The organism is Chelativorans sp. Marseille-P2723, from assembly GCF_902809845.1.
GTDB lineage: Bacteria > Pseudomonadota > Alphaproteobacteria > Rhizobiales > Rhizobiaceae > Chelativorans.
Genome location: NZ_CADDWI010000007.1, coordinates 116420 through 128710, shown reverse-complemented (window position 1 = coordinate 128710; position 12291 = coordinate 116420). Strand labels below are relative to the sequence as shown.

13 protein-coding genes are annotated in these 12291 nt (G+C 60.3%); 6 read left to right on the top strand and 7 right to left on the bottom strand.

The window, feature by feature from the left end; genetic code table 11:
- Together HUS57_RS00640 and HUS57_RS00635 are read right to left on the bottom strand one after the other, a co-directional pair.
- Entirely contained in the window at positions 1–426 is a 426-nt protein-coding gene (locus tag HUS57_RS00640; protein WP_173931004.1) for a hypothetical protein, read from the bottom strand.
- 4 nt (positions 427–430) lie between these two features.
- Positions 431–2602, bottom strand: a complete 2172-nt coding sequence (locus tag HUS57_RS00635) for a TonB-dependent receptor (protein ID WP_173931003.1) — start codon at positions 2600–2602, stop codon at positions 431–433.
- Positions 2603–2833: 231 nt separating this feature from the next.
- Between HUS57_RS00635 and HUS57_RS00630 the strand changes: the two genes are divergently transcribed.
- The 5 genes from HUS57_RS00630 (at position 2834) to HUS57_RS00610 (ending at position 6913) form a co-directional block, all read left to right on the top strand.
- Positions 2834–3019: a hemin uptake protein HemP gene (locus HUS57_RS00630; protein ID WP_173931002.1), complete on the top strand. Its 186-nt coding sequence runs from the start codon at positions 2834–2836 to the stop codon at positions 3017–3019.
- 11 nt (positions 3020–3030) lie between these two features.
- Positions 3031–4089: a ChuX/HutX family heme-like substrate-binding protein gene (locus tag HUS57_RS00625; RefSeq protein ID WP_173931001.1), complete on the top strand. Its 1059-nt coding sequence runs from the start codon at positions 3031–3033 to the stop codon at positions 4087–4089.
- A gap of 61 nt (positions 4090–4150) precedes the next feature.
- On the top strand, positions 4151–4990 hold the full coding sequence (locus HUS57_RS00620; RefSeq protein ID WP_246727694.1) for a hemin ABC transporter substrate-binding protein: 840 nt from the start codon (positions 4151–4153) through the stop codon (positions 4988–4990).
- A gap of 29 nt (positions 4991–5019) precedes the next feature.
- Positions 5020–6108: an iron ABC transporter permease gene (locus tag HUS57_RS00615; RefSeq protein ID WP_173930999.1), complete on the top strand. Its 1089-nt coding sequence runs from the start codon at positions 5020–5022 to the stop codon at positions 6106–6108.
- Between the two features lie 7 nt (positions 6109–6115).
- Positions 6116–6913 (top strand): heme ABC transporter ATP-binding protein, encoded by a 798-nt coding sequence (locus HUS57_RS00610; RefSeq protein WP_173930998.1) that lies wholly within the window; start codon positions 6116–6118, stop codon positions 6911–6913.
- Between the two features lie 15 nt (positions 6914–6928).
- Here the strand turns inward: HUS57_RS00610 and HUS57_RS00605 are convergent, their stop codons facing one another.
- Positions 6929–7900 carry a pyridoxal-phosphate dependent enzyme gene (locus HUS57_RS00605; RefSeq protein WP_246727675.1) on the bottom strand — a complete coding sequence of 324 codons (972 nt, stop codon included), beginning with the start codon at positions 7898–7900 and terminating at the stop codon, positions 6929–6931.
- Positions 7901–7957: 57 nt separating this feature from the next.
- Here HUS57_RS00605 and HUS57_RS00600 point away from each other — a divergent pair, with 57 nt between their 5' ends.
- The gene (locus HUS57_RS00600; RefSeq protein ID WP_173930997.1) at positions 7958–8155 is read left to right on the top strand and encodes a hypothetical protein; all 198 of its coding nucleotides are present in this window, start codon (positions 7958–7960) and stop codon (positions 8153–8155) included.
- 121 nt (positions 8156–8276) lie between these two features.
- Here the strand turns inward: HUS57_RS00600 and HUS57_RS00595 are convergent, their stop codons facing one another.
- The 4 genes from HUS57_RS00595 to HUS57_RS00580 are packed head-to-tail and all read right to left on the bottom strand — an operon-like array spanning position 8277 to position 12222.
- Positions 8277–9296 carry an oligopeptide/dipeptide ABC transporter ATP-binding protein gene (locus tag HUS57_RS00595; protein ID WP_173930996.1) on the bottom strand — a complete coding sequence of 340 codons (1020 nt, stop codon included), beginning with the start codon at positions 9294–9296 and terminating at the stop codon, positions 8277–8279.
- Positions 9289–10311 (bottom strand): ABC transporter ATP-binding protein, encoded by a 1023-nt coding sequence (locus tag HUS57_RS00590; RefSeq protein WP_246727674.1) that lies wholly within the window; start codon positions 10309–10311, stop codon positions 9289–9291. The genes HUS57_RS00595 and HUS57_RS00590 overlap by 8 nt, the downstream gene beginning before the upstream one ends.
- 17 nt (positions 10312–10328) lie before the next feature.
- Positions 10329–11246, bottom strand: a complete 918-nt coding sequence (locus HUS57_RS00585) for an ABC transporter permease (protein WP_173930995.1) — start codon at positions 11244–11246, stop codon at positions 10329–10331.
- Positions 11239–12222 carry an ABC transporter permease gene (locus HUS57_RS00580; protein WP_173930994.1) on the bottom strand — a complete coding sequence of 328 codons (984 nt, stop codon included), beginning with the start codon at positions 12220–12222 and terminating at the stop codon, positions 11239–11241. The genes HUS57_RS00585 and HUS57_RS00580 overlap by 8 nt, the downstream gene beginning before the upstream one ends.
- Between the last annotated feature and the right edge of the window lie 69 nt (positions 12223–12291).

The following is a 12291-nucleotide window of genomic DNA, read 5'->3' as shown; positions in this document are numbered from 1 at the left end:
CTAGCTCCCGAAACCTGTTTCGCTTCTGGTGGTGGTTGAAAGGCTCCTTAAGCAAGTTTCCGCGTCGATCCCCGGTCCGCTACATTCTGCAACATCGTTGACGAGAACACGTGAGATGTTCTCGCAGGCTATCTTAGCAAGATCGAACTGGCTCACCTTCGTCTTGCCTTTCGGCAGGCTTCCGAAGTCGACAACCGTCAGCCCTTCGACAAGTCCCTGCCCGCCGAAAAGGGCAAGCTCGAATGCGGCCCTGCCGATGTCGGCGTTCAGCCCATTGGAGATTACAAACGTCATGCGGCAGCCCGCACCCCGCGCTTCGAGTGCATTGAGTTCCAGTTCGATGGTGGTCTTCGCCTCCGCATATGCCTGCGGCCAGACAAGGACCAGGCAGGCCGAAAGCCATGCGTAACGGCTCCATTCCTTCATTCGTCTAACCTCCAAAGCGAAGCGTCGCCGCCAGCTTGATGTTGATTCCCGGCTCATAGACGGGCGTGGTCGTGCTTGCGTTCAACGGATGGGCGTACTTCACGTCGAAGATGTTGTCGGCGCGCAGGTCGAAACGGAAGTTGTCGGTCGCGCGGTAGCTGGCGAACAGATTCACCAGCGTGTAGTCGTCCGCATAGTCATTGCCGTCGGGAGCCGCGTTGTACTGGACCTCACCGCCCAGCGTCAGCCTTTCTTCAAGAAGCCGCACCCCGAGTTGCGCCGTCACCTGCGAGGAAGGAATGTCGATCAGATCCTCCCTGACGCCCTCGCTCACCCTGTATCCATCCATGAGCGAGACGCTGAGGCCGCCAAAGTAGGCGCCAGCATCGTAGATGCCTTCAAGTTCAAAACCCTGTATACGCGCTTCGGCGAAATTTTCGTACCGGTTGCAGATGGGGATCCGCCCCGGCCCCGGAACGAAGGGGCACCCGGCCGTCGGATCGAACGCGGAAAGCTCCCGCAGGCCGATATAGTCGCTGATATCGTTGTGGAAGTAAGCCGCCTTGAGGCGCAGCCGGTCATCCCCGTGAAAAAGGCCGTCAACCCCGTAATTGATGCCGAGTTCCCAGGTTTTGGCTGTTTCCGGTCTCAGGTCCGGATTAGGCAGGAATGGGAAAACAACGCCATTGGGGTGAAGGCCGCTCATCAGGGTTTCTGTAACCGTGGGCGAACGGTATCCTTCGGCATAGGTGCCGTAGAACTGAAGGCCGCTCATCGCACCGCCCTCGAAGGGGGAGATGCCGACTGTCAGGCGCGGCGACAGGCGGTCCCCGGAGCTTTCACCGGAGGCGCCGTCGAGGCTGTAACTGTCATAACGCAGTGCACCGACGATCTCGAACCAGTCAAAGCGGATCTTGTCCTGGATATAGGCGCCCCAGACGCGCCGCTTCCCCGAAGGTGTATAAACGTCGCTGCCACCCGCTGGGCTTTCCGTCTCCACATCATCGGAAAGCCAGTCGCCACCATAGGTCAATTCGTGGTCGAGAGGCCCCGTCGCGAAGCGCGAGGTGTTCCAAACATCAACGCCGAGCGTGTCAAGATCGTAAGTAGTGCGGGAGCCTGCCGGTATAACGATGGGCATACCTGTGCCGGAGTGATATTGCGCCGCGTCCTGCAGGAATGTCTGGTCCAATCCGGTGCGGCTGTAGGCCGTGTTCACATGCAGGTCGAGCCATGGCTGATCCGGGTCGGCCATGTGGTAGCGCGCCGTAAAGGTGTTCTGTTTCAGGCCGACATCATATCTGTCGAGACCCTCGACCCAGCCATCATCCGCGCCCATCCATCCCAGCTTGAGCTCGCTGTTTTCCGTCGGACGGATCGTCGACTTCACAAGTCCGCTCAAGACGTCGAACCCGGTGCCTTCCGACAGGTCGCCGCTCCCGTCTCTGTAATCTGAATTGTCGCGCCAGACGATGTTGCCGAGCACGTCGAAGGACTCGGTGACGCGGTAAGCACCCACCGTGCTGTTCGTCCAACCCGGGCCATTAGTTTCCAGCCGCCCGGTCGTAGAGACGGCGTATGTCTCGTGCGGCAGCAGGAAGTCTTCCGCATCCTTGGTGTCGAAGAAAACAACACCGCCAATGGCTCCCGAACCATAGGTGTTCGCGACGGGGCCGCGGATGACATCCACCTGCTGCACGAGTTCAGGGTCTATGAAGACCATGCTTTGCGTGCCGTGGCCGGAACGCTGGAAATTCTGCCGCGCCCCGTCGACGATGACTGCTACGCGCCCGAAATCCTGAAGCCCCCTTATATTGACGCTGGAGGCGACGCGCTTGGAATCCGCCTGAACGGAAACGCCGGGTACGCTGAACAGCAAATCCTGCGGCGTGCTTGCCATGCGGCGCTCAAGCTGTTCCCCCTCAACCTGGCTTACTGAAGCCATGGTCTCGATCGGCGTTTCGCCGGTACGGCTGATGATAGTGATCCGGTCGAGAAGTGTAGTGTCCGCCTGCCCTGGCTGCGCTGGTTCAGCAGCAACCGGCTCCCTTTCTTGCGCTGACGCTACAACGGCAAAAAATGATGCAACTGCTGTTCCCGCGAGAAGGAATGCGTGGCTGCAACGGCCCGCTCTGCCCGCCCGAAGCAAGGCCGAATCGCCAGATGCCAACCCCATTTCCGATACTCCTTTGAAACGAGATCATGCTGGCTGGCTTCATCGCTTGCTCGCATTGATTATTCAGGATACTTGACTGCGCAACTCAACTATTGCATCTCCTAAAAAACTTGATACTGACTGTCAACATAAACAGCAATCGCACTTGATTACGGCGCCCAGCCAGCATTGCAAGCCCGGCGCGAACAGCCAGAAAGGCATTGTTCCGTGAATAGCCGCGAGCATTGCAGCATGCCGTATAACGATTCTTCCAAGAGCCAGGAGCGTGGCTCTACCACCCTCCGCCCGTTGCCGCTGGTCAGGACCTATTCGAGCCGGGAGCTTTTTTCGGGCGCGACGGAGATCGCCATTGAACATGCCGGTTCTCTTTATCGCCTGAAGATCACGCGTCAGGGCAAGCTCATTCTGAATAAGTAAGGGGGAAGTGAATGGATAAGACCGAAAGGCCGGAGACCGCAGCCATTAGAAAGGCACGAGCGGATAACCCGAAAATGCGTGAGCGCGATCTTGCGCATCAAATGGGGATTTCCGAAGCTGAATTGCTCGCCGCCTATTGCGGGGAAACGGTGACGCGGATCGAACCGCGCGTCAACGACCTGCTCTTGGGCATGGAGGCGATTGGCGAAGTCATGGCGCTCACCCGCAACGAAAGTGCTGTCCACGAGAAAATCGGCGTCTATGACAAGCCTATCACGGGCAAGCAGCACGCGCTGATGCTGGGCGCGCAGATCGACCTGCGCATCTTTCCGGCACTATGGCGCCATGGCTTCGCGGTAGAGAAGCGGGACGACGGTGAGGTCCGCCGCAGCCTTCAGTTTTTCGACGCATCCGGCGAAGCTGTGCACAAGATTCATCTGCGGCCTAACTCCGACCTAAAAGCCTACCGCAGACTTGTAGATAAACTGTTGTCGGAGGATCAATCGCAAGCGCTTCAAATCACGCAAGCAGGGGATGACAGCGACGAAGCGGAGAAGCCAGCGGCGGATCTCAATGAGCTTCGCGACCGGTGGAGCCGGATGACGGACGTGCACCAGTTCGTTGGCATTTTGCGCAAGCTGAACCTGTCGCGACATCAGGCAGTACGGCTCGTCGGCGAAGATTTTGCCTGGCCGCTCGACACCGGATCGGTGGCAGCCTTGATGCGCCTCAGCGCCAATGAGGCATTGCCCATCATGTGTTTTGTTGGAAACAGGGGCTGCATACAGATCCACACCGGCTTAATCGCCCACATCCGGCCGATGGGGCCTTGGCTTAATGTGATGGACCCGACCTTCCATCTGCATCTGCGCCTCGACCACATCAGTGAAGCCTGGGCCGTGCGCAAGCCTAATAGCGAAGGCCATGTCACCTCCGTCGAAGCCTATGACGCGACCGGGAACCTCATCATACAATTCTTCGGGCAGCGCCAGGAGGGCGAGGAGGAGCGGCCTCAGTGGCGCATGCTGGTGGAAAACCTGCCGCGCCTCAGCCAGAAATCGGCAGCATAGGAGCGCCCCTGTGAGGCTGCCCTTCCCTTTCCTGCGTAAGAGCGGCGCTGGCCTCTTGGCAGTGGCGCTCTTCGCTCCGTCCTTCGCCCTGGCGGAGGACACGACGATTACCGACACCTCACGGCTGGTGACGATCGGCGGCTCGATCACCGAAATCGTCTATGCGCTCGGCAAGCAGGACAGTCTGGTCGCTCGCGATAGCACAAGCATTTATCCAGACGATGCATTGGAACTGCCGGATGTAGGCTATATGCGCCAGCTCTCGCCGGAAGGTGTGCTCTCGATGAATCCAACGGGCATCATCGCGCTGGAAGGAAGCGGGCCGCCAGAAGCACTGGAGGTACTCCGGAAGGCGCGCGTTCCCCTCAGATTGGTGCCGGAGACATATGACAGAAACGGCATAGTCAAAAAGATAGAGGCCGTAGGCGCCGCCCTCGGTATACCGGAGGAGGCCGCTGCTCTTGCGCGGACAGTCGATGCGGATATCAAGGCGGCGGAAAGCGCCACCGCTGATATTTCAGAACGCGTGCGCGTCCTCTTCATCCTCTCGCTGCAGGGCGGGAGGGTGCTTGCTTCCGGCAGCGGCACCGCGGCAGACGGGATCATCCGGATGGCGGGCGCGGTGAATGCGGTCGAAGGCTTCCAAGGCTACAAACAGCTAACCGAGGAAGCGCTGATCGAAGCACAGCCGGACGTAATCCTGATGATGAACCGAAGCGAGAACCTTAACATAGCAAAGGACGAGCTTCTCTCCCATCCGGCCATCGCTGCGACTCCTGCGGGGCAGGAACGTCGTTTCGTGACTATGGACGGTGCCTATCTCCTTGGCTTCGGCCCCCGCACCCCTTCCGCCATTCGGGACCTTTCCACCGCATTCTATGGCAGGAAGGCCGCACGCTAGTGTCAGGAAAAGCCGAGATGGTGTCTTGCATGGAAAGGGGTGGCAGAATTTTCTCTTCCTTCCATCGTCAGGCACGGACGGAGGGAGATCGATCCATCCGCGCCCGGCTCGTGATCGCCGTCCTCCTCCTTATGCTGCCGGTCGCCTTCCTCTTCAGCCTTTCAGCCGGCGCGTCGGATGCTTCCCTTGTGGCGCTTCTGCGCAGCATCTTCGCCGGCGAGGCGCTTGCAGCGACGGATACGATCATCATTTACGACATCAGGCTCCCACGCGTCGCAATGGGTGCTCTGGTCGGAGCCTCGCTCGCTCTTTCCGGCGCGGTCATGCAAGGTCTGTTCCGCAACCCGCTGGCAGATCCGGGCGTAGTCGGAGTTTCCTCCGGTGCCGCGCTCGGCGCGGTTACCATCATCGTCCTTGGAGACACGTTCCTTGCGCCATTCATCGAACCGCTGGGCTCTTATGCCCTGCCGCTCGCAGCCTTTGCCGGCGCACTCGCCACCACGGCAACACTCTACCGGCTGGCAACGCGCAAGGGCCGCACCTCCGTTGCGACCATGCTTCTTGCGGGAATAGCCATCGCAGCCATGGCCGGGGCCTTTACCGGGCTTCTGATCTTCATCGCCGATGACCAGCAATTGCGTGAACTCACCTTCTGGGGGCTGGGCTCCCTTGCTGGAGCAACCTGGGTGAAGCTCGGTGCGATCGGGCCCACCGTCGCCGCCGCTTTGTGTGCCGCTCCTTTCCTCGCCAAGGGGCTTAACGCGCTGGCGCTGGGGGAAGCTGTTGCGGGCCATCTGGGCGTCTCGGTGCAGCGCTTCAAACATGTCGCCATCATAGCGGTGGCCGCGGCCACCGGCGCGGTGGTGGCTGTTAGCGGCGGCATCGGCTTCGTGGGCATCGTCGCTCCGCACCTTCTGCGGCTGCTCATCGGGCCTGATCACCGCTATCTCCTGCCCGCGTCAGCACTGCTTGGTGCGGTGCTCCTGCTATTGGCAGACACGGCTGCGCGTACGGTGGTGGCGCCGGCAGAGCTACCCATCGGCATTGTGACGGCCGCCGTAGGCGCACCATTCTTCCTTTGGATGCTCCTGCGGATCCGTGGAATAGTCGACCTGTGAGGCAGCCATGATTGAAGCTTCGGGGCTTTCCGTCGCGATCGGTGTAAAGCCCATCGTCTCGGAAGTCAGCCTGAAGGCCCGGGCCGGAGAGGTAACGGTCATCATTGGCCCGAACGGCTCCGGCAAGACGACACTGATGAGGGCGCTTTCGGGCGAGATCCCCTATGCGGGAAGTATCCGCATGAACGGAAACGAGATCGCGGGAACAAAGCTCGGGCAACTTTCCGCCATGCGTGCCGTGCTGCCGCAGGCAACGAGCCTCGCCTTCCCCTTTACCGTGCGTGAGATCGTGCGACTTGGCATTCTGGACGGCCGACCGGGCGGGGCAGCACAAAGCGAGCGCCTGCCCGAACTTGCGCTGGAGCGGGTGGACCTTGCCGGCTACGCAGGCCGCTTCTACCAGGAGCTTTCAGGCGGCGAGCAGCAGCGCGTACAGCTTGCCCGCGTCCTTTGCCAGGTCTGGCAGCCTGTCGAGGAGGGTGTGCCACGATACCTCCTTCTGGATGAGCCAGTCTCCAGCCTCGATATCAGGCACCAGCTCGTCATCATGGAAATCGCCCAAGATTTCGCTCGCAATGGAGGCGGCGTCGTGGCGATCCTGCACGATCTGAATCTGACGGCCATGTTCGCTGATCATGTGATCGTGATGAGCGGCGGCCGGCTCGCGGCAAGCGGCGCGCGGGCCGAGGTGTTGAAGGATGATATCCTCGCCCGCGTGTTTCAATGCGCTTTGAAGGTGAATGCCCTGCCAGGCGGCATGGTGCCTTTCGTGCTGCCCCAGACGGCATGCTCTGGTGCTCCGTGATCCCGGCCGATGAGGTTACTGCCAGGGCAGCCGGTCGAGGTCCACATTGCCTCCGCTGATCAGGATGCCGACCCTTTTTCCCGCAAAGATGGAGGGATTCTTCAACAGGGCCGCGACCGGCACCGCGCTCGATGGCTCGATAACAATCTTCATGCGTCCCCAGACGAGCCGCATTGCTTCTATGATTTCAGCTTCCGTCACAGTGAGGATGTCCGCCACATGCCGGGAAACGAAATGCCAGGTGCGTTCGCTGAGACACGCCTTCAGCCCGTCAGCAACCGTTTCGCCCGCCTCCTTCCGCACGATACGGCCGACCTTCAATGATTCATGGGCGTCGGCGGCATTATCAGGTTCCGCAGCATAGATAGCGGTCATCGGCGAAAGCGCCGACAGTGCAAGGCAGCAGCCGGAAATAAGGCCGCCACCGCTGATTGGCGCGATGAAGGCGTCGAGATCAGCGATGTCCTCGGCCAGTTCCCTGGCCGCGGTGGCCTGGCCGGCTATTACCCGCGGATCGTCGTAGGGATGGACAAGATCGGCGTCCGTCTCATCGATAATGCGGGCGGCTGCGGCTTCCCGCGCGGCCATTGAGGGTGCACATTCCACAATTTGCCCGCCATAGGAAAGAACCGCCGCCTTCTTGGCAGAAGGCGCCGTTGCGGGCATGACAACCCTCGCCGGGATGCCCCGGCGCGCAGCGGCATAGCAAAGGGAAAGTGCGTGATTGCCGGAAGAATGGGTTGCAACCCCCTTTGCGGCTGCCGCCTCTGGAAGCGAAAAGACCGCGTTCACTGCGCCACGCGCCTTGAAGGCTCCGGCTTTCTGGAAGTTCTCGCATTTGAAGTACAGATCTGCGCCTGTCCGCTCATTCATGAAGGTGGAGGTCAGCACGGGCGTGCGGTGAATATACGGACCGATTCTCTCATGTGCGGCCAGAACATCGTTATAGGTGGGGAGCGTCATCGCGCTTGTCGGCGCCGTATGCATTGCAGCCTCCTTACCCCTGCGTCTGCCACTAATGCATCATCCCGTCAGCAGAAGAGGATGACCTTCGAAGATGGTTTCCATCGAGAAATAACCGGTCTTCCAAAACAGGTGCCGAAGGAAGCACTTGCCGATCAAACCGGTGGCAGGTCCCCTATCAGCGCGGGCGTAGAAAGAGACGGGCAGTATCTGATTAGCGGCGTCACTGCTTGGTACTCTCCCGCAGCTTCAACGCGCAAGATATATCAACCGATCTAGTTTATTTTCTCAATCTGTTAGGATCTAAAATCCTATCTTTCGTCATTGTTCCACTAATGGAGAGCGCAGTGGACCAACCACCTAAAGAACGCTCTTCCGGAAGGCGGCACTTCCCATGCAGCTAGTTCGCGCTTATTTCGCGCCAGAAATGGCAGGCGACCCAGTGTTCCTCCCCGGCTTGCTCTAGAACCGGTGCCTCCGCATCACAGCGGGCCTTCCGGAACGGACAACGCTGGCGGAAGCGGCAGGCGGAAGGCGGATTCACGGCGGAAGTCACCTCTCCTTGTAGGAGTTCGCCCCGGGTGCGGTGTGCCGAAGCCGGATCCGGTACCATCTCCGCGGCAAAGAGCGCCTTTGTATAGGGATGATAGGAATTGCCGAAGAGCGCCTTGGTGGGCGCCATCTCCATCACCTGCCCCAGATACATCACCGCTGCGCGCGAAGACATGATCCTGAGGACCCGCAGATCATGCGTGATCAGCATGTAAGCGAGCCCATATTTTTCCTGCAGCTCACGCATCAGATTAAGGATCTTGCCACGGATCGACATGTCAAGGGAGGTGACGGGCTCGTCCGCAACGACGAGCTTGGGGCGCAGCGCCACGGCACGTGCGATCACAACGCGCTGTTTCTCACCGCCGCTCAGTTCGTGAGGGTAGCGCTGCGCATATTCGGCGGCCGGATTGAGGTCCACGTCTTCGAGCAGGTTCAGGACGCGCTGGTTCAGTTCGGCGCCCGACAGCCCCTCCTGTATGGCAAGGGGGCGGGACAGGATGCTGTGGATCGACTTGCGCGGATTGAGCGAAGCCATAGGGTCCTGAAAGACCATCTGCACATTCCGATAAAGCCGCTTGATCCCCTCTCGATCGAGCTTTGCCGTGTCTTCGCCCAGGAAGCGGATAGCGCCACCCGTTGGCAAATCGAGGCGGCAGATGAGCCGCGCGAGCGTTGACTTGCCGCAGCCGCTTTCTCCCGCGATTGCGAAGGTCTCCCCCGCGCGGATGCTGAAGGACACGCCGTCGACCGCATGCAATACGCGCTGTTCGCCCGTCAGCAGGGAGGCAAGGCCGCTACTGAGGGTGAAATGCCGGCTGACATTCTCGACGCTCAGAATGTCGGGAGCCGTGGTCATGTCAGCCATCCCTGCCCTCCTCCTCGTAAAGCCAGCAATAGACCGCCTGCGTATCGGAAATACGTGTCCGCGGCGGCTGCTTTTCGCGGCAGACTGGCATGACGTGCGGACAACGGGTCTGGAAGCGGCAACCGGCCGGTGGATTAATGGGGCTGGGCACGCTGCCCTCGATGAAGCTGACAGCACCGCCCGGTTGATCTTCATAGGCCACGGAAGCGATGAGGCCGCGCGTATAAGGATGCTTGCCGTCGCGGAACAGGGAGAACACGTCGGCCTCCTCCATGATGCGCCCGGCATACATGACATAGATGCGGTCACAAACATGGGCGACGATGCCCAGATCATGAGTGATCAGGAGCAGCGAAAGACCGTGCTCCTCCTTGATCTCGCGCAGAAGATTGATGATTTGCGCCTGCACCGTCACGTCAAGTGCGGTGGTTGGCTCATCGGCCACGAGCAGCGCTGGCGAACGGATGATCGCCATCGCAATGAGCGCCCGCTGACGCATGCCACCTGAAAGCTGGTGCGGATACTGATCGGCCACATCCTCTGGCGAGGCCATGCGCACCTGGCGCAGCGCCTCGATGACCTTCTCCCGAGCCTGCCTGCGGCCGACGCCCTGTTTCACCAGACCTTCTGCAATCTGGTCACCGACCTTCATCAGCGGATTAAGGAAGGTCATGGGGTCCTGAAAAACCATGGAGATGCGATTGCCGCGAACCGAGCGCATCTGTTCCTGCGACAGCCGGACAAGGTCGTGCCCTTCGAACAAGATGCGGCCTTCAGCAAAGCGCGCCCCAGGTGGCGTGAAGCGCAGCAGGCTCAGCGCGGTCATGCTCTTGCCGCTTCCCGATTCTCCGACGATGCCGACGGATTCCTTCTCCCCGATGCGGAAGGAAACGCCGTCCACCGCTTTCACGGTGCCGCGGTAGGTATCGATATGCACAGCGAGGCGATCGACTTCCAGAAGGTCGCGGGCCTTCACGGTTGCCTCGGTCTCGCTCTCCAAGAGAGTCCCGGTCAATGCTCGCTCCTTCCTGTTTATGCCTTGGCTTCCCGGCGTAAGCGCGGGTTAAGCGCCTGATTAAGCCCGTCACCCATCAGATTAAGGCCCAGGATGAACAGCGAGATGCCCAACCCCGGGAAGATGGCCATCCAGGGTGCGATGGTCAGGAAGCTCTGTGCCTTGTTGAGCATCAGCCCCCAGCTCACCAGATTCGGATCGCCAAGGCCCAGGAAGCTTAAGGTCGCTTCCATCAGCACCGCAACGGAAATGGTGAGGATTGTCTGGACGATGATAGGAGGCATGGCGTTGGGCAGGATTTCGCTGAACACGATGGACCAGGAGCTGGCGCCGTTCATTTTTGCCGCATCGACAAAGGAGCGCGTCTTCAGGGTAACAAATTCTGCGCGCGTCAGCTTGGTGGCCGCCGGCCAGCTCAGAAGGCCGATCACGACGATGACGTTGAAGAGATTGGCGCCCAGGATGGCGACGGTCACCATGGCGAGGAAATAGCGGGGGATGATCGAAAACATTTCGGTGACACGCTGGATGATGTCATCGATCCATCCACCCCAATAACCGGAGACCGCGCCCAGAAGCACGCCGATGACGGTGGATATCGTCGCCGCCACAACGCCCACCAGCACTGATGCGCGCCCGCCATAGAGGAATTGGGCAAACACGTCACGGCCAAGATCGTCCGTACCCATGAAATGGGTGAGGCTTGGCGGCTGCAGCGGGACATTACCGAGGGTGCGCGGGGAGAAAGGCGTCAGAAGCGGAGCGGCCACTGCGACAACTACGAGCAGCAGCACAAGCGCGACACCGACGAGAGCGGATCTGTTCTCGGCATATTTCCTGAGAAAGAGGCGGAATGCAGCCTGCTTGCGGCGGGACGGTGCGGATACCGCCGATTGCGGCGCCTGTGCGGCAGTGCTGACGAGATTGCTAGTCATAGATGATCCGCGGATCGACGAGGGCGGCAACCAGGTCCGCCAGAAGATTGATAATGATGACGCCGAAGGAGACGACGACGAAGATACCGAGCAAAAGCGGATAGTCGCGTGCCAGAATGCTGTCATACATCAGCCGTCCGACACCGGGCCACGTGAACACAGTCTCGACGACCACCGCGCCGCCGACCATGACGCCAAGGTCGAGCCCCATTACCGCAATCACCGGCACGAGCGAGTTGCGAAGGGCATGGCGGAAGAGGACCTCCCTCTCGCTCAGCCCCTTCATATGGGCAGTGCGAATATAGTCCTCGCGAAGCGTTTCAATGAGCTTGCTGCGCGTGAGCCGATAGGCCATTGCCATGAAATAGGCGGCAAAGGCGGTCGCAGGCAGGACGAGATGGCGCGCCATGTCGAGCACCATCGCCAGCCCGGTGCGTTCTCCCCGCAGGGAATACATCCCGCCCGTCGGGAGCCAGCCGAGTTGGGAGGAGAACACCAGGATCAGCATCATGCCGAGCCAGAACATGGGCAGAGCATATCCGACCATGGCAAGGCTGGAAGCCACATTGTCGAAGAGCGAGTTCGGCCGCCGAGCCGATAGCACGGCAAGCACTACGGCCACGATCATCGACAGAACGAAGGAGACGAAAAGAAGCAGAAGCGTATTGGGGATCCGATCCAATACGATATCCAGCACCGGAGCACGGAAACGGTAGGAATAGCCCAGATCTCCCGTCGCGACCTTACCCAGATAGGTCAGGAATTGCTTATAGAACGGATCGTTCAGCCCGAACTCCTCCCGCAGCCGCTCAACGGCTTCCGGGCTGGCAAACTCGCCGGCCAGAAGAGTCGCCGGGTCGCCCGGGGCAAGATGGATAAGGGTGAAGTTTATGGCGATGACGCCAAGGATGAGCGGTATCGCCTGGAACAAGCGCCGAATCACGTAAGCCAGCGTGGCGACGGACGTACTCTTCATCGCGCACTAGCCTCGTCTTCATGCAGACAGCGCATTTCCTGGCGCATCCGCGCTGGAACAGACGCCAGG

What these genes read in the sequence shown, in the direction of transcription:
- HUS57_RS00640 (WP_173931004.1), bottom strand. Translation starts at nt 426, where the DNA reads ATGAAGGAATGGAGCCGTTACGCATGGCTTTCGGCCTGCCTGGTCCTT.
- HUS57_RS00635 (WP_173931003.1), bottom strand. Translation starts at nt 2,602, where the DNA reads ATGGGGTTGGCATCTGGCGATTCGGCCTTGCTTCGGGCGGGCAGAGCG.
- HUS57_RS00630 (WP_173931002.1), top strand. Translation starts at nt 2,834, where the DNA reads ATGCCGTATAACGATTCTTCCAAGAGCCAGGAGCGTGGCTCTACCACC.
- HUS57_RS00625 (WP_173931001.1), top strand. Translation starts at nt 3,031, where the DNA reads ATGGATAAGACCGAAAGGCCGGAGACCGCAGCCATTAGAAAGGCACGA.
- HUS57_RS00615 (WP_173930999.1), top strand. Translation starts at nt 5,020, where the DNA reads ATGGAAAGGGGTGGCAGAATTTTCTCTTCCTTCCATCGTCAGGCACGG.
- HUS57_RS00610 (WP_173930998.1), top strand. Translation starts at nt 6,116, where the DNA reads ATGATTGAAGCTTCGGGGCTTTCCGTCGCGATCGGTGTAAAGCCCATC.
- HUS57_RS00605 (WP_246727675.1), bottom strand. Translation starts at nt 7,900, where the DNA reads ATGCATACGGCGCCGACAAGCGCGATGACGCTCCCCACCTATAACGAT.
- HUS57_RS00600 (WP_173930997.1), top strand. Translation starts at nt 7,958, where the DNA reads ATGACCTTCGAAGATGGTTTCCATCGAGAAATAACCGGTCTTCCAAAA.
- HUS57_RS00595 (WP_173930996.1), bottom strand. Translation starts at nt 9,296, where the DNA reads ATGGCTGACATGACCACGGCTCCCGACATTCTGAGCGTCGAGAATGTC.
- HUS57_RS00585 (WP_173930995.1), bottom strand. Translation starts at nt 11,246, where the DNA reads ATGACTAGCAATCTCGTCAGCACTGCCGCACAGGCGCCGCAATCGGCG.
- HUS57_RS00580 (WP_173930994.1), bottom strand. Translation starts at nt 12,222, where the DNA reads ATGAAGAGTACGTCCGTCGCCACGCTGGCTTACGTGATTCGGCGCTTG.